The organism is Cryobacterium tagatosivorans, from assembly GCF_004402215.1.
Taxonomy (GTDB): domain Bacteria; phylum Actinomycetota; class Actinomycetes; order Actinomycetales; family Microbacteriaceae; genus Cryobacterium; species Cryobacterium tagatosivorans.
Window position 1 is genome coordinate 74,096 of record NZ_SOEZ01000023.1, and the last position, 21,167, is coordinate 95,262.

Here is a 21,167-nt window from a genome sequence, read left to right on the forward strand (position 1 = left end):
CGGGCTAGAACTCGACTACCTGTCCCGTTCGCGCGGACTCGATGACACCCTCGACGACGGCGAGCGTGCGCAGGCCTTCCTCCATCGTGACCACGTCGCTGCTCTTACCCAGGACGGCGTCGCGGAAGGCTTCGTGTTCGGCTCGCAGCGGCTCGCGCTTGGGGAACGAGAAGCGAGTCACGTCGCCCTCGCTGACCCCGCGGAAGTTGGAGACCGACTCCCATTCGAGCGGGAAGGTGCCGTTCGCGTAGAACGTGAGGTCCCCGCTCGACGTGTCGGCGACGAATGCTCCGCGCTCCCCCGTGACGACCGTAAGACGCTCCTTCATCGGGCTCAGCCAGTTCACGACGTGGTTGACGATGACGCCGTTGTGCAGCCGGCCGGTGGCCAGCATCATGTCTTCGTACTCGCGGCCGCTCTTGTGCACGGTCTGGGCGAAGATCGTCTTGTAGGTGCTCTGGGCGACCCAGGCCGTGAGGTCGATGTCGTGCGAGCCCAGGTCCTTGCCGACGCCGACGTCGGCGATGCGGGACGGGAACGGGCCCTGGCGCCGGGTGATGATCTGGTACACGTCGCCGAGGTCGCCGTTCTCGATGCGGCGGCGGAGCTCCTGCAGGGCGGGGTTGTACCGCTCGATGTGCCCGACCGCGCCGACGAGGCCTCGTTCGGCGAAGGCATCCACCATGCGCCGCCCCTCGGTGACGGACTGTGCGATGGGCTTCTCGACCAGGGTGTGCACGCCGGCCGCGGCGAGCTTGAGCGCTGCGTCCTCGTGGAACCGGGTCGGGATCGCAACGACGGCCATGTCGAGGCCGACGGCGATGAGCGACTCAACGTCGGGCAGCACCTCGAGGGCGCCGGCGACGCCGTGCGGGTCGCCGCCCGGGTCGGCGATGGCCACAAGGTCGACCCCGGAGAGTTCGCGGAGGACGCGGGCGTGGTGACGGCCCATCGCTCCGATGCCGATGAGGCCGATGCGCAGCTCAGCCATTATGCGCCCGCTCCGGCGAGGGCGTTCACGGCTTCGACGATGCGGTCGAGGTCGTCCTGACTGAGCGAGGGGTGCACGGGCAGCGAAACCACCTCGGCGGCGGCCTTCTCCGTCTCCGGCAGGTCGAGCCCTGGCGCGAAGTGCTTGAGCGAGTCGAGTCGGTGGTTCGGCACCGGGTAGTACACGCCGCTGCCGACGCCATACTCCTCCTTCAGCGCGGCGACGAAGCGATCGCGGTCCTCCCGGACTCGGATCGTGTACTGGTGGTAGACGTGCACGGCGTCCGCGGCGACGGGGGGAATGACCACACCGGTCAGGTTCGCGTTCAGGAACGCCGCGTTCGAGCGGCGCTGCTCGGTCCAGGCTCCGACCTTGGTCAGCTGCACCCGGCCGATGGCCGCGTGGATGTCCGTCATCCGGGCGTTGAAGCCGACGATTTCGTTCTTGTACTGCGCCTCCATGCCCTGGTTGCGCAGAAGCTTCATGTTGCGCACGATCTCGGGGGTGGCACAGCTGACCATGCCGCCCTCGCCGCTGGTCATGTTCTTGGTCGGGTACAGGCTGAACATCGCGAATTCGCCGAAGGTTCCGACTTTCCGGCCGCCCAGTTCGGCGCCGTGGGCCTGGGCCGCGTCCTCGTAGAGCGCGATGCCGTGGCGTGTGGCGATCTCGGCGAGTTCCCGCATCATCGCGGGATGGCCGTACAGGTGGACCGGCATAATCGCCTTGGTGCGCGGAGTGATGGCGGCCTCGACGGCTGCCGGGTCGAGGCCGAAGTAGTCTGGCTCGATGTCGGCGAAGACGGGAGTAGCGCCGGCCAGGGCGACGGAGTTGGCGGTGGCGGCGAAGGTGAAGGATGGCACGATGACCTCGTCGCCCTGGCGCACACCGGCTGCCAGGAGACCGAGGTGCAACCCTGACGTGCCCGAGTTGACGGCGACGCAGCTGCGGCCGGCCACCATCACGTCGGCGAATTCGCTTTCGAAAGCGGCGACCTCCGGACCCTGGGCGATCATTCCCGACCGGAGTACCCGGTCGACGGCGGCTCGCTCGTCGTCGCCGATGATGGGCTTCGCGGGGGGAATGAAAGCTTTAGTCATTGGTGGCCTCTCTCAATGCGCCGTCTGTTTCTATGTATCGTGTGGATGTCTGTGGGCAGAGCCAACCGCCGTCCGCCTCGACCAGGCGCACGCCGGCTTTGCCGACCCAGCCGATTCGCTTGGCGGGCACGCCGGCGACCAGGGCGAAGTCCGGGACGTCCCTGGTGACGACGGCTCCCGCCGCGACCGTGGCCCAGGCGCCGATGGTGACCGGTGCGACGCACACCGCTCGCGCGCCGATCGCGGCACCCTCGAGGATGGTCACGCCGACCGGTTCCCAGTCGTGGGCGCTCTTGAGCGACCCGTCCGGGTTGATCGCCCTGGGGTAGGTGTCGTTGGTAAGCACCACTGCCGGGCCGATGAAGACCCCGTGGCCAAGAACGGCCGGCTCGTAGACGAGGGCGTAGTTCTGCACCTTGCAGTTGTCACCCAGGACAACGCCGGTGCCGATGTAGGCGCCCCGTCCGATGATGCAGTTGCTGCCGAGCCGCGCGTTTTCGCGGACCTGGGCGAGGTGCCAGATCGAGCTGCCTCCACCGATATCGACGTGGTCCGAAACGTCCGCGGAGGGTGCGACACGCACGGTGACATGAATACTCAATTAGGCTCCTTGCACCGCGTGGGACGCCGTCGGGTGCTCACCAACACTATCGCCTTCTGTCAGAATGGCCATATGGACGAGACCGGCTGGCTTGAGTCGCAGGACGACGTGGCGCGCGAGCCGGACACCTGGATCGTGATGCCGCTCTACAACGAGGCGACGGTTGTCGGGAAGGTCATCCAGGATCTGGCCGTGCATTTCGACCACATCGTCTGCATCGACGACGGCAGCAACGACGGCTCGGTGGACATCGCCAGGGCCGCCGGGGCCAGGGTGCTGCGTCACCCGGTGAACCTCGGCCAGGGCGCAGCGCTGCAGACGGGCTTCGCGTACGTCACCGAGCAGCCCGGTGCGCGGTACATCGTGACGTTCGATGCCGACGGCCAGCACCGCATCGAGGATGCCCTCGGGATGCTGAAAACGGCTCGTGAACGCGACCTGGCGATCGTCTTCGGCTCCCGTTTCCTGGACGACCGCACGCAGCCGGGCTGGATGAAGAAGGTCGTGCTGAAAACGGCGGTCGCCGTGACCAACCGCACCACCGGCCTGCGCCTCACCGATGCGCACAACGGGCTGCGCGTCATCCGTGTCGATGCGGCGCGCCGGCTCGACCTCAAGCAGGACGGCATGGCACACGCCACCGAGATCGTGCTTCAGCTCGGTCGTACCAAACTTCCCTGGACGGAGTACCCGGTCGAACTTCTCTATACCGACTATTCGAAGTCGAAGGGCCAGTCGATCCTGAACGCGGTCAACATCCTCGTCGACCTGCTGGTGCGCTGATGGGCGTCTCGAACGTTCTCTGGATCCAAGTCATCCTGGTCACCGCGGTCATCCTGATCGGTTTGTTCCTCACCCGGCCGTCCGGCCGAGACAGCCACCTGGCCCTGCGCCGTTTGTTCCTGGCCGCCTTCGTTCTCGTCGCGATCCTCTCGATCCTCTTTCCCCAGTGGCTGTCGCTGGTGGCACGGTTCCTTGGCGTCGGCCGCGGCACCGACCTTCTGTTGTACGGCCTGGTGCTCGCGTTCCTGATCTACGTGTCGACCGCGTATCGGCGCAATGTGCAGCTCGACCGCAAACTAACGAGGCTTGCCCGCGAGATCACGCTAGCCGAGGCCCGCACAGAGGACCTTGCCGGCGATATCGCCGACGAGCACCGCACCAACTCCTAGCCGCGGGGCCGCGCCCCGTCTGGTCGCCTGACCGGTGCCTAGCCGGTGTTATGCACAAGTGCTGGTCAGCGTCATTTTCCGGTCACAGGAATGTCGCCGGTTCGCCGTAACATTGGAGTATGGACACCACTCAGGAGCCATCCGGTCAGGCCCTCCCGGCGGGCGCGAGCCCGGACTTGGGTCCGGGTGCTTATCCAGATTCTGGCCCCGGTTCTGCCCCCAATCCTGGCCCGCCGCGCACGACCGGGCGATGGCGGTGTGGGCGCCGATTCCGGTACGGGGTCTGTGGTGACTGTAACTATGGATCCAGCCCTGGTATGTGTCAGCGCGGGCTTGGCCTGAGTTGAAGTGCCGGGCGTAGGCCCACTCGTCGGCAGTCCGACTAGCTGATGTTGGCGGCGACCAGCACGGCTAAGGCGAGCACGTCAGATCGCTGCTTAGATGTTCTTCCCACTGACGTTGTGAACACGGTCGATGGGTGATTTGCCGCCGATGCCGCCCATAGTGGTCGTCGATCGCGGAGTGCAAGGAGGAACGTCCGACCCCGGAGCGATTCTTCTTCCCGGCCTGCCGGCCGAGGGTGCGGTGCCCGCCACCGTCGGGGATGCGGCCGAGTTTCTTCACGTCGACGTGCACGAAATCGCCGGGATCTCCCGTTCGTAGCGGACCGCCTTTTGGTTTTCAGACCGGCAGGCCGGTGTTCAGATCGATATGGCCCAGGCGAGGCATGTGATATCGGTTGAGTACCTTCGAGATCGTCGCCTGCGGCAGACCCAGGTGGTAGCCGATCCGGTGTGGTCCCCACCGCCTGGTGGAGCGGAGCGCGACGACCCGCCGCTCGGTGCGGCAATCCGTCCGACACGGTGATGCGTGCGGGCGCGACGAGCGGTCTTCGAGGCCGTCGCGGCCGTCGCGGCCGTGGGAAGAACGGGTAGTCCCGCAGGCGCACCTGCGGGCTCAACCCATTACGCATCCGCGGGTGAAACCCATGAACGGTGCTCAACCCATCAACGGCGAAAGAGCGGATCGACAACCGACAGATAACTCCGGGGCGTACGTGCGGGAAAAAACAGGGCGAGCAAGCCCGGCGCGCCAGGTCGCGCCTAGCCTCGCCTGACTGTGTCCAGCTCTACCCACAGGCAGTGATCTTGTAGAGCACAGCCGTGCCCTCCGAGTCGACGGGCGTGACGATGCCGGTGTCGGCGAGGTCGAGCAGCCCGACATACCCGCTCACCCCGTCGAACCTCACGTCGGTCTTCCCGGCGTCGCGCGAGTAGGTGCCGAAGTCGAGGACGTAATCGACGTTCAGCGAGCGAACGACATCGCAGACCTCTGGCTCGGAGAGGGCATTCCTCAGCCGCTTGTTGATGAGGTCTGCGCCCGGATCGGTGTGCGAATTGAAGTTGGGGTTGAGCACCTCCCGGCCCGAAATCGCGTAGGCGAAGGATGTACCTGTCCACGGGTTGCCGGCGATCACGGACCCCTCCGGGACATCCTCGCGGAGGCGCTCCAGGAGCGCGAGTTCGTCGATGGACACGAGGGGGGAACTCGCTTCGAGCGCATGGGTGCGGGAAATGGAATGCACAGCCTCGCGCATCGCGGCCCCCTGCGTGGCGACAATGAGAATGGCGAGCGAGGCCGCCACGCCGACGCGCGCCGCTACCGCACGTGACCTGCCCTGGAACTTCGCGGCCACCGGGGGCCACACGCGCAGGAGCAGGAACGACCACAGGGAGACAAGTCCGATCACGGCGATGGGGAGGGCGACGACGGCGAGCAGGGAGGCCAGCCGCGGCGGGTCCCGGTAGAACAACCCGACGGTGAGCGCGCGGAGGCTCCAGGACGGGAGCGAAGCAGACGACATGAACAGGAGCGCGGCAACGGCCCACATCCCGGCGATCCACCACTTTTCGCGGTGCCTGGACAGGTGAATCAGGCCGATGATCGTGAGGGCGCCCAGCGCGACCGCGATCGGCTTGCCGTCCACCGCGTAGGTGAGGGTCTCGTAAAGCGCGCCGAAGACGTTCGTGTAGTCCGGCCACGGCGAGTTGGCGCCGATGCGTCCGAACCAGACCCAGGCCGCGGCGAAGACGAGCAGGCCGCCACCGATCACGACCGAGACGATGACCGCCCTGGTCCTCCCCGGACGCGCCCGCATGTACTCGAGGTAGCGGGTGATCACGAGGGGAATGGTGCAGGCGAACCAGGCGAAGACGACGGCGGGCTGCGCGAGACCGATGGCGGTGAGCACGGTCGCGAGCAGGATGATCCGTTCGACCACCTGCGCGGCGGTTCCTCGTTTCGATCCGAGCAGCATGAACCCGAGGGCGAAGGCGATCGGGAGGAATACGAGCGCCAGGAAATAGGGGTAGAGCACGCCGTAGCTGAGCATGCGAAGCGGGAAGCCGGGGAGCGCCGCGCTGAGCACTCCGACACCGACCAGGGCGACCCGGCTGCCTGGCACGAGCACGCGGATGAGCAGCACGGTCGCGGCGGGCCACGCGATCGCGGCAACGGCGAGGTTCCCCAGATTGACGGCGACCGGAACGCTCACGCCGGTGAGAGTGGCGCCGAGCGCGATGTAGTCGTGCCAGGCCGCGGGGTAGAAGCTGGTCCGGCCGGGCGGCAGGATCAGGTCGCTGATGTGCATCGACGATGCGTCGCCGTGGTCGAGGATGTAGCGCACGGCGTTGAGATGGAAGGCCGCGTCGAAGGTCTGGGAGATGCGCTCCGGCGCTCCGAGCGCCCCGCAGAATTGCACCGCGATGATGATCGCGCCGATGGCGATGGCGCCGGCGACCCACCAGCCGTCACCGCTCGGCACCCGGGGTTCGCGAGCGGGCGAGCGGCGGATGAGCGCCCAGCGTAGAAGCCCAAGCACGACCGCCGTCACCAGGGCGGCCACCGCGACGGGCAGGACCTGCCAGGGAATCCCCGGGAACGGGAATAGGATCGCGGCCACGGCCAGAAACGCGACGGTGACCGCCGGCGCGACGGCGACGAGCAGGAACCGCCGGGCGCCGACGGCCGCGGCCAGCGCAAGGCCGGGCATGTAGAGCAGGGCTGTGATCAGCGCAAAGGCCGGCAACACGGTGGACCAGGACATCGGGGAGGGTGCCTAGGCGCGTTCTGGCGCCACGGGGACGCCGGCCAGACCGGCGCGCTCGTGCAGGTGGGCCGACCAGGCCGATTCGACCATGTCGGCCACTCCGCGCTCGGCCCGCCAGCTCAGCTCCTGGGTGATGCGCGTGATGTCGGCGACGACAGTTGCGGGGTCACCGGCTCGACGGGCGGTTATTCGAGGTTCACGATCTTCTCCGGAGACCCGCTGGAGCTCCGCCAGGATTTCGCGCACGCTCGCGCCTGTTCCCGTGCCGACGTTGAACACGTCGTGCTCCAGGCCGCCTGCGAGTCCGTCGAGGGCGACCAGGTGCGCGGCGGCGAGATCAGACACGTGCACATAGTCGCGCACTCCCGTGCCGTCCTGGGTGGGGAAATCGTCGCCGAAGATCACCGGTTGGTCGCCGCGTTCAATGGCAGCGATGGCCAGGGTAAGCAGGTTCAGCGGCTTGGAATCGCCGAGGTCGGGCCAGCCGGCGCCCGCCACATTGAAGTAGCGCAGGCTGACGGTTTTGATGCCGAGGGAGTGCGCCGCGGCGCGCACCAGCCACTCGCCGGCGAGCTTGGTTTCCCCATACGGGTTCACCGGCTGCGTCGCATCCATTTCCCGCACGGTGGACGACGCCGGGCTGCCGTAGACGGCGGCGGACGACGAGAACACGAAGCGGTCAACGGGTGTGCCTTCGATGCCGAGGAACAGGTTGGCCAGGCCGCCGACGTTCTCCCGGTAGTAGAAGCCGGGACGTTCGACTGACTCCCCCACCTGCTTCTTGGCGGCGAGGTGGATGACGGCGGTGACGCCGTACGCGGCGATGACCTGCGCGATGAGGTCGGGAGAATCGTCGGCTGCCAGGTTGATCGTGACGCAGGGTACGTCGCCGATCCGCTCCAGCCTGCCGGTGGAGAGATCGTCGATGACGACCACATCGTCGCCCCTGTCCCTGAGGAGTCGGAGAACGTGCGAACCGATGTATCCGGCGCCGCCGGTGACGAGAATTGACACAGGAACAGCCTACCGGGCCCCGCCGAGGGACCGGGCGGCTCAGCGGGGGGTGACCGTCGCCGAGCGGGCGGAGCGAGCCCCGGCGCCGGCGGAGTTCACCGCGACGACGTCGAAGCTGTACGGGGTGCCGTTCGTGAGCCCGGTCACCACGACCGATGAGACGTTGCCGGTGACCGCCTGGGTCAGCGCCACGACCGCTCCGCCGCCGGTGAGCGCGCGCACCCTGTACCCGGTGATGACCGACCCGCCGTTGGAGGCGGGGATGGCCCAGCGAACTGTCGCCGACGTGCTGGCCGCCGTCGGCGTGCCGATGATAGGCGCTGACGGAATTGTAGCCGGAGTGACGGTGGCCGAGCGGGTGGAGCGCATTCCGACACCCATTGCGTTTACCGCTACGACATCGAAGCTATACGCCGTCCCATTCTTCAGTCCGGTCACGACGACCGATGAGACGTTGCCCGTGACCGCCTGGGTCAGTGCGACGACGGCGCCGCCGCCGGTCAGCGCCCGCACGCGGTATCCCGTGATGGCCTTGCCGCCGTCGGAAACAGGAGCCATCCAGCGTACGGTCACCGAGGCCTTGCCGGCCGTCGGTTGACCGATTGTTGGCGCCCCCGGGGCCGTTGCGGCTGAGGGCGTCACGCTGGCGGAGCGGGCGGAGCGGGCCCCGGCGCCGCTGGAGTTCACCGCGACGACGTCGAAGCTGTACGCCGTCTCGTTGGTGAGTCCGGTGACGACGACGGATGCGACGTTGCCGGTGACCGTCTGCGTCAGCGCCACGACCGCTCCGCCGCCGGTGAGCGCGCGCACCTTGTAGCCGGTGATCGCGGGGCCGCCGTTCGGGGCCGGCGCGGTCCAGCGGACGGTTGCCGAGGCGTTGCCGCCCGTCGGCTTTCCGATGGTGGGCGCACCGGGTTTCGGAGGCAGGACGGGGGTCACACTGGCGGAGCGAGCCGAGCGCGTCCCCACGCCGACGGCGTTCACCGCGGCGACGTCGAAGCTGTACGCCGTGCCGTTGGCCAGCCCGGTGACGACAACGGATGCGACATTGCCGGTGACGGTCTGGGTCAGCGCCACGGCCGCACCGCCGCCGGTCAGCGCGCGCACCCGGTAGCCGGTGATCGCCGAGCCGCCGTTGGAGGTGGGGATGGACCAGCGGACGGTCGCCGAGGCGTTACCTGCCGTCGGCTTGCCGATGGTTGCCGCGCCGGGAGCCGTCGGGGCGACCGGGGTGACGACGGCCGAACGAGCGGAGCGCGCTCCTGTACCGATCGCGTTCACCGCGGCGACGTCGAAGCTGTAGGCCTTCCCGTTCGCGAGTCCGGTCACCACGGCGGATCCGACGGCGCCGGCCACGTCCCGCGTCAGCGCGACCACTCCGGTCGAGGTGAAGGCACGCACGCGGTATCCGGTGATGTCCGAGTTGCCGTCGAAGGCGGGGGCGGTCCAGCGAACCGTCGCCGACGCGTCTCCCGCCGTCATCTTTCCTATGCCGGGCTCTCCTGGAGGAGTGGGGGCGACCGGGGTCACCGTGGCCGAGAGTGCCGACCCTGGCCCGGTGCCGAGCGCGTTGACTGCTGCGACATCGAAGCTGTATGCCGTTCCATTGGTGAGACCGAGCACGACCGACGTGGCGTCGCCGGCCACGTTCTGCGTCAGCGCGACCTGTCCCGGCGCGGTCAGGGCACGCACGCGGTATCCGGTGATCGCCGAACCACCGTTGGAGGCCGGAGGTGCCCAGCGAACGGTTGCAAAGGCGTCGCCGGCCGTCGCCGTGCCGATCGCGGGCGCATCCGGAACCGCGAGGGGAGTCACCGTAGCCGAGCGCTTCGAGACGGCCCCGGTGCCTATCTCGTTGACCGCGGCGACGTCGAAGCTGTACGGCGTTCCGTTGGCGAGCCCGGTGACGACCACGGTCTCGACGTTGCCGGTCACAGCCTGGGTCCGCGCCACGACAGCTCCGCCTTCGATGAGCGCCCGAACTCGGTAGCCGGTGATGGGCGCGCCGTCGGTCGCGATGGCGGGGGCGGTCCAGGCGAGCGCCGCCGAGGCTGCTGCGGCCCCTGCCGTGCCGATCTCGGGTGCTGCCGCCACGGTCTTCGCTGAGGGAGTCACCGTTATCGAGCGGGATGAGCGGGTCACGGTGCTTCCGGGGTCGGTCGCGGTGACCACTGCGACGTCAAAGCTGTATGGCGTTTCGTTGGTGAGCCCGGTCATGACTGCCGACGTGACATTGCCGGCGACAGCCTGCGTGCGGGCCAGCACGGATCCGGACGAGGTCAATGCTCGCACCGTGTACCCGGTGATCGTCGAGAGCGTGGAGGCAGGAGGTGACCAGCGGACCGTCGCAGACTCATTCCCGCCGGTCGGCGTACCGATCGTGACAAGGTAGGATGCGACGGTTGCCGCCGAGGAGGAGGTCGATCCGAACCAGTCGGTGAACAGGCGCCAGAAGTTGCGGTTGCCGTAGGCAGAGCAGGAGTTGCCGGTGCCGTACATGTTCGCCAGCGCCGCGGCGTTCGGACGATACGGCGTGTAGATGTAGAGGCCGGCGGTGGCCTGGTTCTGGATGTACACCGAGGAGCTGCCGCAGGCGGAGTTCGGGTTCCAGAGGATGGTGTTGTACCGGCCGGCGACGTAGCCGCGGGACGCGGGACGGGCCTGGTACTTCTTGAACATGTAGGCCGCCTGGTACACCTGGTTGAAGAACCCGTAGTACAACGAGTCGCAGACGGAGGTGTCGGGGCAGCCGAAGCCGGTGGCCTTGCGATAGATGCTGGCGGTCGGGTGCGTCCCGGTGACCAGGCCCTGCTCCTTCTCGAGGAGAACGAGGAGGGCCTTGGGGTTGATGCCGCAGGCCATGCCGACCTTGTAGATGATCGCGGCCGCGGTTTCGCTCGCCTGCCCGGTGTAGGCCGCGCAGCCCTCGCTCTTGGCCGACTGGCTCTTCGTGGACTCGCGGTAGCTCTTCAGGCAGGTGTAGCCGCTCCAGCAGCTGGGAACCTTCCCGTTCAGGAAGGTCTGCACCTGGGCCGCGGTCATGGTCCGGCCGTTGTAGAAGATCGCGTCGCTGATGATCATGCCGGGGTTGAAGTCGGCGCCGTTGGCCGCCTCGGCGGGCTGCGCGGGCGTGGCGACGAGGCCGATGGTGACCATCAGTGACACCGCGACAACGAGGCCGATCGACTTGGCCGCGACGCGTCGCAATGTGGTTCGCATGATGGTCGGTTCCCCCCGAAGGTCGATTGTCGCAGGGTTGCGCGCAATGACTGATCCTATGAAGCATCACAGAGATCGGCGGGATCGCCCCACCCGAGGGCCAAAAAGACGCGGTTAGGGTCTACCCCCAGTTCGGGGAGAACGCTGATTATTCGCTGAGAGCGCCGCCGCGGGCGATGAATCTGCGGTAGGCGATGCGACGCACCGGCTCCGGCACATAGCGGTACAGGCCTCGCACGGCGACGTTGCGCAGGTACTGGCCGCGGCTGGTGAAACGGATGCGGCGCAGCGCCTTCTGCAGCAGGAGCTCGCTGTCCCACTGGGCGCGCCCGCCGCGCCGCGCGTAGGCCCCGGCGCCGACGCGGTACATCACCAGCGGGTCGGGAATATTGTCGACCCGGGCGCCGGCGGCGATCATCCGGGCGAACAGCCAGTAGTCCTCCATCATGCCCAGCGGCCGGTAGCCGCCCGCCGCGGCGACCGCCGACCGCCGGTAGACGACGGTCGGGTGGCTGAACGGATCGTGGAAGCGCGCGTACCGCTCGATCTCGGCCTGTCCGGTCCTCGGCACCCTCCGGCCGACGATCCGGCCGGCCTCGTCGAGGAACTCGAGCATTCCGGTGCCGACGAGGTCGAGACCCCCGTCGATGAGCGGAACCTGCGCCGCGAACCTGCCGGGCAGGGAGATGTCGTCGGCGTCCATCCGGGCGACGATGTCGTGCGCGCAGAGCGCGAGGCCCTCGGTCAGCGCCTTCGCGAGGCCAACGTTGCGCTCAAGGACGTGGTGCACGACCGGCACCGGGCTCGCGGCGACGACGCGGCCGATCTCCTCGGCCAGGGACGCGTCGATCGGGCCGTCCTGGACGATGACGACCTCGCTCGGCGGCAGCGTCTGGCCCTGGACGCTCGTGGTGAACGCCTTCGCGAAATGCGCGGCCGTGTCGCCGCGGTAGACGGGCAGCAGGAGCGAGAAGGGGATTCCGGGCGCCGGGGCGCCGGCCAGAGGGGCGTCAGTCATGGGGCCCCTCGACCGCGCGCACGGCATCCGTCACGACGCCCAGCCCGGCAAGGGAGACCGCGTTCGGGCGCGGCCGGGTGCGCAGGCCGTCGGCCAGTCCGCGCGCGAGCCCGTCCCTGAGCACGGCGCGGTCGGCCGAGCGGATGAAGGTGCGGAGCCATCGGCGCAGCGTCGACGCCCCGTAGACGAGCTTCTCCCCCGGGTTGAGGCTCCGCGACGCGCGCTGCATCCAGAGCTTGTTGCGCACCTCGTAGTAGAAGCGCGGGCCGGGGTCGATGTCGGTGGCGGCGAGCGCCTTGGTCTTGTGCACGACGACGCTGCCGGGCACGAAGACCCCCCGGCGCCCACGCAGCAGCCGGGTCGAGTATTCGAAGTCGTCGTTCCAGATGAAGTAGTCGGCCAGGGGCAGGCCTTCCGCGCGCACGATGTCGGCGCGCACCAGCATCGACACGAAGGAGGTGCTGCGAACGGCGAGGAGTCCCCGGTCGGCCGCGGCCCGGCGCTCCGCGCGCGAGACGAACGGTTTTTCGCGGGGCGTGTTCATCGGGTGGTCGGTGCCGTCGGTCCAGATCACGCGGGACCCGGCGACGACCGCCTCCGTGCCCGACACGGCCGCGAGCAGTTCGGTCAGCGCCGACGTGGTCGGAATCGTGTCGTCGTCCATCATCCAGACCCAGTCCGGGCTGTGGCGTTCGAGGGCGAGGGCGAGGCCCGCCGCGAACCCGCCGGCGCCGCCGGTGTTCCGATCGAGCACGACGAGGTCGACGAGGGGGCCGGCGGCCAGGGCGACGGCGGCGGAGTCATCCGTTGATGCGTTGTCGATGACGACGATCCTGGCCGGCGCCGTGTCCTGCCGGGCGAGGGCGTCCAGCACTTCGAGGAGCAGGTCGCGCCGGTTGTAGGCGACGACGACCGCGACGACGCGCGGGTGGGTGGGTGCTGGAGGCATGTGCTCTCGGAGAGGAACTCGGGGTGAACTCGCGGTGAACTCGGGGCGGGGGACCCCTCTATCTTGCCGTGCAATGCTGGGTGCCCGCTCCCGCGCCGTGGCAGGGGCCCGGCCTGCGGCTGCAGCCACGCAGCCCCAGGCCCGTTTTCGAGCCATCCTCTGGCGACGGTCAGGTGTCCAGCAGGCCGGTGAGGTACCGCCCGTAGCCACTCTTGACCAGCGGTTCGGCGAGCATCCGTAGATGCGCGTCGTCGATCCAGCCGGCTCGCCAGGCGATCTCCTCGACGCAACCGATCTTGAAACCCTGTCGGTCTTCGATGACGCGAACGTACTCGGACGCCTGCATCATCGACTCGACGGTCCCGGTATCGAGCCACGCCGTCCCTCGGTCGAGCACCTGCACGTGCAGCTTCCCCTGCTCCAGGTAGCGCTCATTGACCGCGGTAATCTCGAGTTCGCCGCGCGCACTCGGCGTGATCGACTTGGCGATGTCGACCACGGAGTTGTCGTAGAAGTACAGGCCGGGCACCGCGTAGTTGCTCTTCGGGTTCTCGGGCTTCTCCTCGATCGACAGGGCGGTCATGGTGTCGTCGAATTCGACGACACCATAGGCGCTGGGGTTACTGACGTGGTAGGCGAAGATCTTCGCACCAGTGAGGTTCCGGTTGCCGCTGAGCGACGAGCCCAGCCCCGCGCCGTGGAAGATGTTGTCACCCAGCACGAGGGCGACGGTCTCGCCGCCGATGAACTTCTCGCCGATGATGAACGCCTGGGCGAGCCCCTCAGGCGCGGGCTGCGCCGCGTACTCGATCCGGATGCCGAGCTGGGAGCCGCCGCCGAACAGCGCCCGGAACTGGGCTTGGTACTCCGGCGTCGTGATGATCAGGATCTCGTTGATGCCGGCCATCATCAGCGTCGACAGCGGGTAGTAGATCATCGGCTTGTCGTAGATCGGCATCAGCTGTTTGGAAATGCCCCGGGTGATCGGCCACAGCCGCGTGCCTGAACCGCCGGCGAGAATGATGCCGCGCATGGGGTTAGTTCCTCTCGGTGAGGGAGTCGTAGAGGGCACGGGAGGCTCCCCAGCCGGGCAGCAGGCCGCTCGCGGCCGCCTCGGCCAGGCTCGGCGCGGCCGTGTCCTTGGGCGAGAGCAGCGGCCGACCGGCCTCGGCCGGGAAGACGAGAGCGATCTCCGGGTCCAGCGGGTTGATGCCGTGCTCGGCGGACTGGTTGAAGACATCGCTGACGAGGTAGCTCACGGTGGCGTTGTCGGTCAGCGCCACGAAGCAGTGGCCGAGGCCCTCGGCCAGGTAGACGGCCCTGCGGTCCACGTCGTCGAGGAGAACGGAGTCCCACCGGCCGAAGGTGGGCGACCCCACGCGGATGTCGATGACGAAGTCGAGCACGGCCCCGTGCATGGCCGTCACATACTTCGCCTGCCCACGCGGGACATCCGCGAAGTGGATGCCGCGCACGACGCCCTTTTTCGAGACTGAGGTGTTGGCCTGGCGCAGGTCGAGCCGGTGTCCGATCGCCTGCTCGAGCCGGTCGAAGCGATACCACTCCAGGAATACTCCGCGGTCGTCACCGTGCTGTTTGGGCGTGATCTCGTACGAATCGGGGATCGACAGCTCTCGGACCTGCACGAGGGCAGTCTATGACTGCGGCCTCTTTGGCGGGAGTGGCCCGTTCTGGTGTCATCAGCTTGCCCCGGAACCGGCCAGCTAGAATCGGCGAAAACGTCCTCCCGAAAGAGAGCAGCCTTCCCCGTGAAGATTCTCGTCACCGGCGGAGCCGGGTTCATCGGCTCCAACTTCGTCCGGCGGACCCTCGAGGACGCCTACCCCGGCCTCGAGGGAGCCGATGTGGTCGTGCTCGACGCCCTGACCTACTCGGGCAACCTGGCCAACCTCGCCCCGGTCGCCGGATCTTCCCGGTATTCCTTCGTGCACGGCGACATCCGCGACGCCGCCCTGCTCGAGCGCCTCTTCCCCGGCCTCGACGCCGTCGTGCACTTCGCCGCCGAATCCCACGTCGACCGGTCCGTGCTCGACTCCTCGATTTTCGTCGAGACCAACGTGCTCGGCACCCAGCGGCTGCTCGACACCGCCCTCCGCCATGGAGTGGGGCGGTTCGTGCACGTCTCCACCGACGAGGTCTACGGCTCGATCGCGGAGGGCTCCTGGGACGAGGAACGCGCCCTCGAGCCCAACTCCCCGTACTCCGCGTCGAAGGCCGCCAGCGACCTGCTCGCCCGCAGCTACCACCGCACCCACGGGCTGAACGTGTCGATCACCCGCTGCTCGAACAACTACGGCCCCTACCACTTCCCGGAAAAAGTCATCCCGCTCTTCGTCACCAACCTGCTCGACGACCTCCACGTTCCCCTCTACGGCGAGGGCCTCAACATCCGCGACTGGCTGCACGTCGACGACCACACCCGCGCCATCGCACTGGTGCTCGCCGGCGGCCGCGCCGGCGAGATCTACAACATCGGCGGCGGCACCGAACTGACCAACCGCGAACTCACCCAGCTGCTGCTCGACGCCGCCGGAAAAGACTGGTCCTCCGTCGACCGGGCGCCAGACCGCAAGGGCCACGACCTGCGCTACTCCGTCGACATCAATAAGATCCAGGCCGAGCTCGGCTACCGGCCCGAGGTCCCGTTCGAGCAGGGCCTCGCGGACGTCATCGAGTGGTACCGGCAGAACCGCGCCTGGTGGGAACCGCTCAAGGCCCGCGCGGCGCTGGACTGAGCGGCGCCATCAGATGACTTCGTACCTCATCACCGGGGCATCCGGGATGCTCGGCCGCGACCTGCAGGCCGCCCTCGCCGGCCGCGCGGTCACCGCGCTGAATCGTGCCGACCTCGACGTCACCGACCTCGCCGCCGTCCGGGACGCCGCGGCCGGGCACGACGTGGTCATCAACGCCGCCGCCTACACGAAGGTCGACGACGCCGAGGCCCACGAAGCCGCCGCGTACGCCGTGAACGCGGTCGGCGCCAGGAACCTCGCGGCCGCGGCATCCGCCGGTTCGGCGCGGCTGGTGCAGGTGTCGACGGACTATGTCTTCAACGGCGGCGCCCGGGCGCCGTACCGGGAAGACACCCCGCTCGACCCGATCTCGGCGTACGGACGCACGAAGGCCGCCGGCGAGCGGTTCGTGCTCGAGGAACACGCGGCGGGCAGCTTCATCGTCCGCACCGCCTGGCTCTACGGCGCGCACGGGCCGAACTTCGCCAAGACGATGCTGCGCCTGGCCGGCGCCCACGACACCGTCAGCGTCGTCGACGACCAGCGCGGCCAGCCCACCTGGACCGCCGACCTGGCCCGGCAGATCGTCGCCCTGCTCGACGCCGAGGCGCCGCCGGGCATCTACCACGGCACGAACTCGGGCGAGGCGACCTGGTACGACTTCGCCAGGGCCGTCTTCGCGGCCGCGGGCCTGGACCCGGCCCGGGCCACCCCCACCGACAGCTCACACTTCGTTCGACCGGCACCCCGGCCGTCCTACTCCGTGCTCGGACACGACGCCTGGGCCGACGCCGGGCTCCCCCCGATGCGCGCCTGGGCCGACGCCCTCGCCGACGCGGCCCGCCAAGACACCTTTGGAGAAAAATGATCACCCTCCGCGTAATCGTCGACCAGATGGTCGCGCCGGTCCCCGGCGGCATCGGCCGCTACACCGAGGAGCTCACCCGGCAGCTGATCGCGACCGCGCCGGCGGACTGCTTCGTCGAGGGCGTCGTGTCCTCCTCGCCTCCCGACCAGTACGAGTACCTCGAGCGGACGCTGCCCGGACTGTCCGGCCTGTACAAGACCACCCTCGCCCGGCGCGAGCTGGCGGCCGCGTGGCAGCTCGGCGTGACAACCTCGCCCGGCCCCGGCCTGATCCACGCGACCGGCCTCCTGGCGCCGCTGCGCCGGCACGACCTGGCGGGCGGCACCCAGGTGGCCGTGACCATCCACGACGTGCTCGCCTGGACGCATCCGGAGGCGCTCACGCCGACGACCGTCGCCTGGACCAAGGCGATGCTGAAGCGCGCCCGCAAGCACGCCGACGCGGTCGTCGTGCCCAGCCACGCGGTCGCCGACCAGCTGTCGGAGATCGCCGACTTCGGCGACCGGGTGCGGGTCATCGGCGGCGCCGTGGCGAGCGGACTGCGGCTGCCCACCGACTACCTCGTCTCCGGCACACTGTCGTCCGGGGTGTCGGCCACCGAGGCCCTCGGCCTCCCGGCGGAGTACATCCTCGCCGCCGGCACGCTCGAACCGCGCAAGGCGATCACCGCGCTGATCACCGCGCTCGGGCTGCCCGGCGCCCCCGATCTGCCCCTCATCGTGCTCGGGCCCGATTCCTGGGGTGAGCTCGACATCGCCTCGGTGGCGGACGAGGCCGGCCTCGCGCCGGGCCGGGTGCGGGCGATGACCGGGCTGAGCGACGAGGAGCTGGCCGTCGTGATCTCCCGCGCCTCGGTCTTCGTCTTCCCGAGTCTCGAGGAGGGCTTCTCCACGCCGATCATCCAGGCGTTCCACTTCGGCACCCCGGTCGTGCACTCGGATGCCCCCGCCAACGTCGAAGCGGCCGGAGACGCCGGGTTCGTCGTCGAGCGGGAGGACGCGTCCGGCTACCCCGAACGACTCGCCGCCGCGGTGTCCCGGGTGCTCGGCGACGCCGAGCTCGCCCGCCGGCTGAGCATCGCCGGCAGCGACCGCGCCCGGGCGTTCAGCTGGCGCGACTCGGCCGAGCGCGTCTGGCAGCTGCACGCCGACCTGTAGGCCGCCGCCGCGCTCACGGTAACCTGTAACCTATGCATTCGCCCCCGACCGAGGCCCCGCGCACACGGCGCCTGGACTCCCTGACCGGACTGCGCTGGTGGGCCGCTTTCGGCGTCTTCCTGTTCCACATGAACAACCTGGCGCCGCTGCCCATCTTCCCGATCCTCCGGTTCGGCAACTACGGGGTCATGTTCTTCTTCCTGCTGTCCGGGTTCGTCCTGACCTGGTCGGCCAGCGCGAAGGTCTCGCCCGCGACGTTCTGGTGGCGCCGCTTCGCCCGGATCTACCCTGCCTACCTCGTGGCGTTGATCGTCGCGATCCCCGTCTTCTACAGCTTCAACCCGGACCCGGCGGACTGGTGGGTCAAGCCGGTCGACGTGGGCATCCTGCTGCTGTCCGTCGTTCTCCTCCAGGGCTGGTCGAAGGATCCCGTGGTGCTGTTCTCGGGCAACCCGGCCGGCTGGACGCTGACCTTCGAGGCGTTCTTCTACGCCCTGCACCCGGCCCTGAACACGTTCCTGCGCATGCTCCGGCTGCGCGGGACGCTGATCGCCGCGCTGGCCATCGTGGTGCTCTGCTTCGGCTACCGGGCGGCGAGCCTGGCCTGGCCGGAATCGTTCGTGGCCGACGTCCCGTGGCCGGTCGTCCGGCTGAGCGAATTCGCGCTCGGCATGACCGCCGCGCACGCCATGCGGCTCGGCTGGACCACCCGGCTCTCCCCCGTGGTCATGTACCTCGCCGGCGGGCTCTTCATCGCCTGGTACGTGCTTCCCCCCATCCTGCTCAGCCCGGCCGCCGCGGAGGTCGTCGGCGGCGGGGCCGTCGGCCAGCTGGTGCGCAGCAGCACCAACGAGTGGATGCTGCTGCTCTGCGCCCTGCTCGTGGTGACGGTCGCCTCCCGCGACGTCCGCGGCGGACGATCGATCCTCCGCAGCAAGCCCCTCGTGAAGCTCGGCGAGTGGTCGTACACGTTCTACCTCGTGCACGCCACCGGGATCTACATCGTGCTGGCGATCGTCGGCCCGCAGCCCTACAGCCGGTGGAGCATCCTCTGGTACGTCGGCCTGCTCACCCTGGCCCTCGTGATGTCGGCGGCCCTGCACTACTTCGTCGAGAAGCCCTGCGAACGGTTCCTGCGCAGCCGCTGGGACGCCCGCCTCGCGCGCAAGGAGGCGGCCAGGACCGCCCTCCTCGCCCCCGAGCCCGATCCCGTCAGATCCTGACCCGCGAAACCGCAGTTGTGCACGTTATTCGGGGGTTTTAGCGCGCACAACTGCGGTTTCGCGGGGAGGAATCAGGGCGCGGGAGTCGCGGGGGGCGCCAGGGCGGTGTCGATCAGCGAGCGGATGTAGTCGTAGTCGGGGTCTTCCGGGTTGACGTCGTTCTCCGGCACGAGTTCGACCGACTTGATCGGCAGCTTCTTCGTTTTCGAGGCCAGGTCGACGAAGTAGCCCAGCATGCCCTGCGGGACATCCGTCTTGACAACCTGCGCGCCGGCCTGGGCGACGGCCTGGAACTTGGTCAGCACGTTGGCCGGGTTGAACTGCTTGAGGATCGCCTCCTGCAGCACCCGCTGGCGGGCCATCCGGTCGTAGTCGCTCGTGCCGTGGCGGGCCCGCCCGTACCAGAGCGCGGTGTACCCGTTCATGTGCTGCTGCCCGGGCTCGACCCAGCCGTCGACGCCGTTGAACTGCTCGTCACCGCCGATCGGCAGGCGTTCCTTGACGTTGATGTCCACGCCGCCGAGCGCGTCGATGAGGTCGGTGAAGCCCTGCATGTCGATGAGGACGTAGTACTGGATGCTCAGCCCGGTGACGCCCTGGGCGGCATCCCGCATCGCCTCGATCCCGGGCGAGCTGGCCTGGGCCGCCGCGTCTGGGTAGAGCTCGGGGCGCTTGAGCTCCATTTCGGTGTAGATCGAGTTGAGCATGCAGGCGGAGACGTCGCAGCCGTCGATGGCGCCGTAGCCCTCCGGGTAGATGTCCGCGAGCGGGGAATCCGCCGGGAAGGGCACGTCCGCCAGGTCGCGGGGCAGGCCGATCATCGTGGCCTGGCCGGTCTTGGCGTCGATACTGACCACGGAGATGCTGTCGGGGCGGAGGCCGTCGCGCCCCGGCCCGGCGTCGCCGCCGAGGAGGAGGATGTTGTACCGGCCGTCGACGGGCGGCTCGGACGGCCCGGCGGAGAACACGGACGAGAGGAAGCCGCTCGCTGTGGTGGCCAGGTAGGCGCCGTACGCGGCCGTGCCGCTGGTGAGGAACATCAGCACCACGGCGAGGCCGGCGATGACCGGCCGGGCCTTCGGCGAGGCACGCACGAGGCGCGCGAGGCGGATGGTGTCGATGCTGAGGATCGCCCAGGCAACCGCGCAGAGCGCGAGGGCGAGGGCTGCGACCCACAGTCCGATGGTGCTGGTGAAGACCGTGAGCACGACCTGCGGCCAGGCCAGGTAGGCGACTCCGGCGACGATACCGAGCGTGAGCACGGCCAGCGTCAGGCGGAGGCCGAAGCGGCCGAGCCGGCGGTTGCCGGCCAGGACCTGGGGCGAACCGGGCAGCAGCGTGTTGAGCACGACGAGCCACCAGGCCCGTTTGGTCATCACCGGTGCGGATCGGGCATCCGGGTAGCGGATGGGGCTGCTGGCGCTGCTCATAGCCGGGCTTGCAGGTCCCGGTTCTTCTGCTCGACCTGCTCGGCGAGCGCCTCCGCGTAGCCGGCCAGCTTGAGGCGCAGGGAGTCATCGGCGGTGGCAAGGATCTTGACGGCGATCAGCCCGGCGTTGCGCGCGCCGCCGATCGACACCGTCGCGACGGGAACACCGGCGGGCATCTGCACGATGGAGAGCAGCGAATCGAGGCCGTCGAGCCGGGACAGCGGCACGGGCACGCCCACGACGGGCAGGGTGGTGACCGAGGCGAGCATGCCGGGCAGGTGCGCGGCGCCGCCGGCGCCGGCGATGATGACCTTCAGGCCACGCTCGTGGGCGCTCTTGCCGTAGGCGAGCATCTTCTCCGGGGTGCGGTGCGCGGAGACGACCTGCACCTCATGCGGCACGCCGAAGTCACGCAGCAGCTGGGCCGCGTCGCTCATCACCGGCCAATCCGAGTCGGAGCCCATGACGACCCCAACCAAGGGCTTCGCGGCGTTTTCCGACGGGGAGGCCTCATCTACGGGGTTCTCTGGCACGGAGACGATCTTATGTCTCCGTCCTGT

Annotated in this window: 18 protein-coding genes and 1 pseudogene; 6 read left to right on the plus strand and 13 right to left on the minus strand. The window is 68.9% G+C overall.

Features of this window, described 5'->3' with window-relative positions:
- Positions 1-4: 4 nt before the first annotated feature.
- From E3O23_RS04405 to E3O23_RS04415, 3 genes are read right to left on the minus strand one after another with little or no spacing between them, the layout of a single operon-like run.
- Positions 5-991 carry a Gfo/Idh/MocA family protein gene (locus tag E3O23_RS04405; protein WP_134488544.1) on the minus strand — a complete coding sequence of 329 codons (987 nt, stop codon included), beginning with the start codon at positions 989-991 and terminating at the stop codon, positions 5-7.
- Positions 991-2,091, minus strand: a complete 1,101-nt coding sequence (locus E3O23_RS04410; RefSeq protein ID WP_134488545.1) for a DegT/DnrJ/EryC1/StrS family aminotransferase — start codon at positions 2,089-2,091, stop codon at positions 991-993. The genes E3O23_RS04405 and E3O23_RS04410 overlap by 1 nt, the downstream gene beginning before the upstream one ends.
- Positions 2,084-2,692, minus strand: coding sequence for an acyltransferase (locus tag E3O23_RS04415; RefSeq protein ID WP_241983316.1), 609 nt, complete (start codon positions 2,690-2,692; stop codon positions 2,084-2,086). Before E3O23_RS04415 ends, E3O23_RS04410 begins: the two co-directional genes overlap by 8 nt.
- A 72-nt stretch (positions 2,693-2,764) precedes the next feature.
- Here E3O23_RS04415 and E3O23_RS04420 point away from each other — a divergent pair, with 72 nt between their 5' ends.
- Both E3O23_RS04420 and E3O23_RS04425 read left to right on the plus strand, forming a co-directional pair.
- Positions 2,765-3,475, plus strand: a complete 711-nt coding sequence (locus E3O23_RS04420) for a glycosyltransferase family 2 protein (RefSeq protein WP_134488547.1) — start codon at positions 2,765-2,767, stop codon at positions 3,473-3,475.
- Positions 3,475-3,864 carry a DUF2304 domain-containing protein gene (locus E3O23_RS04425; RefSeq protein WP_134488549.1) on the plus strand — a complete coding sequence of 130 codons (390 nt, stop codon included), beginning with the start codon at positions 3,475-3,477 and terminating at the stop codon, positions 3,862-3,864. The genes E3O23_RS04420 and E3O23_RS04425 overlap by 1 nt, the downstream gene beginning before the upstream one ends.
- Positions 3,865-4,368: 504 nt before the next feature.
- Here the strand turns inward: E3O23_RS04425 and E3O23_RS18910 are convergent.
- The 8 genes and pseudogenes from E3O23_RS18910 to E3O23_RS04465 all read right to left on the minus strand — a co-directional run.
- Positions 4,369-4,773: pseudogene (locus E3O23_RS18910) on the minus strand (transposase family protein); the annotation flags it as partial.
- Between the two features lie 220 nt (positions 4,774-4,993).
- Entirely contained in the window at positions 4,994-6,970 is a 1,977-nt protein-coding gene (locus E3O23_RS04435; protein WP_134488551.1) for a DUF6541 family protein, read from the minus strand.
- Between the two features lie 12 nt (positions 6,971-6,982).
- Positions 6,983-7,987 (minus strand): UDP-glucose 4-epimerase GalE, encoded by a 1,005-nt coding sequence (gene galE, locus E3O23_RS04440; protein ID WP_134488553.1) that lies wholly within the window; start codon positions 7,985-7,987, stop codon positions 6,983-6,985.
- A 39-nt stretch (positions 7,988-8,026) separates the two neighbouring features.
- Positions 8,027-11,206, minus strand: coding sequence for a fibronectin type III domain-containing protein (locus tag E3O23_RS04445; RefSeq protein WP_134488555.1), 3,180 nt, complete (start codon positions 11,204-11,206; stop codon positions 8,027-8,029).
- A gap of 148 nt (positions 11,207-11,354) precedes the next feature.
- Positions 11,355-12,224: a glycosyltransferase gene (locus E3O23_RS04450; protein WP_134488557.1), complete on the minus strand. Its 870-nt coding sequence runs from the start codon at positions 12,222-12,224 to the stop codon at positions 11,355-11,357.
- Positions 12,217-13,173 (minus strand): glycosyltransferase, encoded by a 957-nt coding sequence (locus E3O23_RS04455; RefSeq protein WP_134488559.1) that lies wholly within the window; start codon positions 13,171-13,173, stop codon positions 12,217-12,219. The genes E3O23_RS04450 and E3O23_RS04455 overlap by 8 nt, the downstream gene beginning before the upstream one ends.
- A gap of 169 nt (positions 13,174-13,342) precedes the next feature.
- A complete protein-coding gene (gene rfbA, locus E3O23_RS04460) occupies positions 13,343-14,206 on the minus strand; it encodes a glucose-1-phosphate thymidylyltransferase RfbA (protein WP_134488561.1) in 864 nt (287 codons plus the stop codon).
- A 4-nt stretch (positions 14,207-14,210) separates the two neighbouring features.
- A complete protein-coding gene (locus E3O23_RS04465; RefSeq protein ID WP_134488563.1) occupies positions 14,211-14,819 on the minus strand; it encodes a dTDP-4-dehydrorhamnose 3,5-epimerase family protein in 609 nt (202 codons plus the stop codon).
- A gap of 123 nt (positions 14,820-14,942) precedes the next feature.
- Here E3O23_RS04465 and rfbB point away from each other — a divergent pair, with 123 nt between their 5' ends.
- The 4 genes from rfbB to E3O23_RS04485 are packed head-to-tail and all read left to right on the plus strand — an operon-like array spanning position 14,943 to position 19,177.
- Positions 14,943-15,929 (plus strand): dTDP-glucose 4,6-dehydratase, encoded by a 987-nt coding sequence (gene rfbB / locus E3O23_RS04470; protein ID WP_134488565.1) that lies wholly within the window; start codon positions 14,943-14,945, stop codon positions 15,927-15,929.
- A 13-nt stretch (positions 15,930-15,942) separates the two neighbouring features.
- Positions 15,943-16,797 carry a dTDP-4-dehydrorhamnose reductase gene (rfbD, locus tag E3O23_RS04475; protein ID WP_134488567.1) on the plus strand — a complete coding sequence of 285 codons (855 nt, stop codon included), beginning with the start codon at positions 15,943-15,945 and terminating at the stop codon, positions 16,795-16,797.
- Positions 16,794-17,954 carry a glycosyltransferase family 4 protein gene (locus tag E3O23_RS04480; RefSeq protein ID WP_134488569.1) on the plus strand — a complete coding sequence of 387 codons (1,161 nt, stop codon included), beginning with the start codon at positions 16,794-16,796 and terminating at the stop codon, positions 17,952-17,954. Before rfbD ends, E3O23_RS04480 begins: the two co-directional genes overlap by 4 nt.
- Before the next feature lie 32 nt (positions 17,955-17,986).
- A complete protein-coding gene (locus E3O23_RS04485; RefSeq protein ID WP_134488571.1) occupies positions 17,987-19,177 on the plus strand; it encodes an acyltransferase family protein in 1,191 nt (396 codons plus the stop codon).
- Between the two features lie 71 nt (positions 19,178-19,248).
- On the opposite strand, the gene E3O23_RS04490 is transcribed toward E3O23_RS04485, so the two are convergent.
- The gene (locus E3O23_RS04490) at positions 19,249-20,607 is read right to left on the minus strand and encodes an LCP family protein (protein WP_241983317.1); all 1,359 of its coding nucleotides are present in this window, start codon (positions 20,605-20,607) and stop codon (positions 19,249-19,251) included.
- Complete coding sequence (gene purE / locus E3O23_RS04495; protein ID WP_420897636.1) at positions 20,604-21,149, minus strand: 5-(carboxyamino)imidazole ribonucleotide mutase; 546 nt, start codon at positions 21,147-21,149, stop codon at positions 20,604-20,606. The genes E3O23_RS04490 and purE overlap by 4 nt, the downstream gene beginning before the upstream one ends.
- Between the last annotated feature and the right edge of the window lie 18 nt (positions 21,150-21,167).

Coding starts and splice junctions, on each gene's coding strand:
- rfbA (WP_134488561.1), bottom strand. CDS start 14,206: ATGCGCGGCATCATTCTCGCCGGCGGTTCAGGCACGCGGCTGTGGCCG.
- E3O23_RS04450 (WP_134488557.1), bottom strand. CDS start 12,224: ATGACTGACGCCCCTCTGGCCGGCGCCCCGGCGCCCGGAATCCCCTTC.
- E3O23_RS04455 (WP_134488559.1), bottom strand. CDS start 13,173: ATGCCTCCAGCACCCACCCACCCGCGCGTCGTCGCGGTCGTCGTCGCC.
- E3O23_RS04425 (WP_134488549.1), top strand. CDS start 3,475: ATGGGCGTCTCGAACGTTCTCTGGATCCAAGTCATCCTGGTCACCGCG.
- E3O23_RS04405 (WP_134488544.1), bottom strand. CDS start 991: ATGGCTGAGCTGCGCATCGGCCTCATCGGCATCGGAGCGATGGGCCGT.
- E3O23_RS04480 (WP_134488569.1), top strand. CDS start 16,794: ATGATCACCCTCCGCGTAATCGTCGACCAGATGGTCGCGCCGGTCCCC.
- E3O23_RS04485 (WP_134488571.1), top strand. CDS start 17,987: ATGCATTCGCCCCCGACCGAGGCCCCGCGCACACGGCGCCTGGACTCC.
- E3O23_RS04420 (WP_134488547.1), top strand. CDS start 2,765: ATGGACGAGACCGGCTGGCTTGAGTCGCAGGACGACGTGGCGCGCGAG.
- E3O23_RS04410 (WP_134488545.1), bottom strand. CDS start 2,091: ATGACTAAAGCTTTCATTCCCCCCGCGAAGCCCATCATCGGCGACGAC.
- E3O23_RS04435 (WP_134488551.1), bottom strand. CDS start 6,970: ATGTCCTGGTCCACCGTGTTGCCGGCCTTTGCGCTGATCACAGCCCTG.
- rfbD (WP_134488567.1), top strand. CDS start 15,943: ATGACTTCGTACCTCATCACCGGGGCATCCGGGATGCTCGGCCGCGAC.
- E3O23_RS04490 (WP_241983317.1), bottom strand. CDS start 20,607: ATGAGCAGCGCCAGCAGCCCCATCCGCTACCCGGATGCCCGATCCGCA.
- E3O23_RS04445 (WP_134488555.1), bottom strand. CDS start 11,206: ATGCGAACCACATTGCGACGCGTCGCGGCCAAGTCGATCGGCCTCGTT.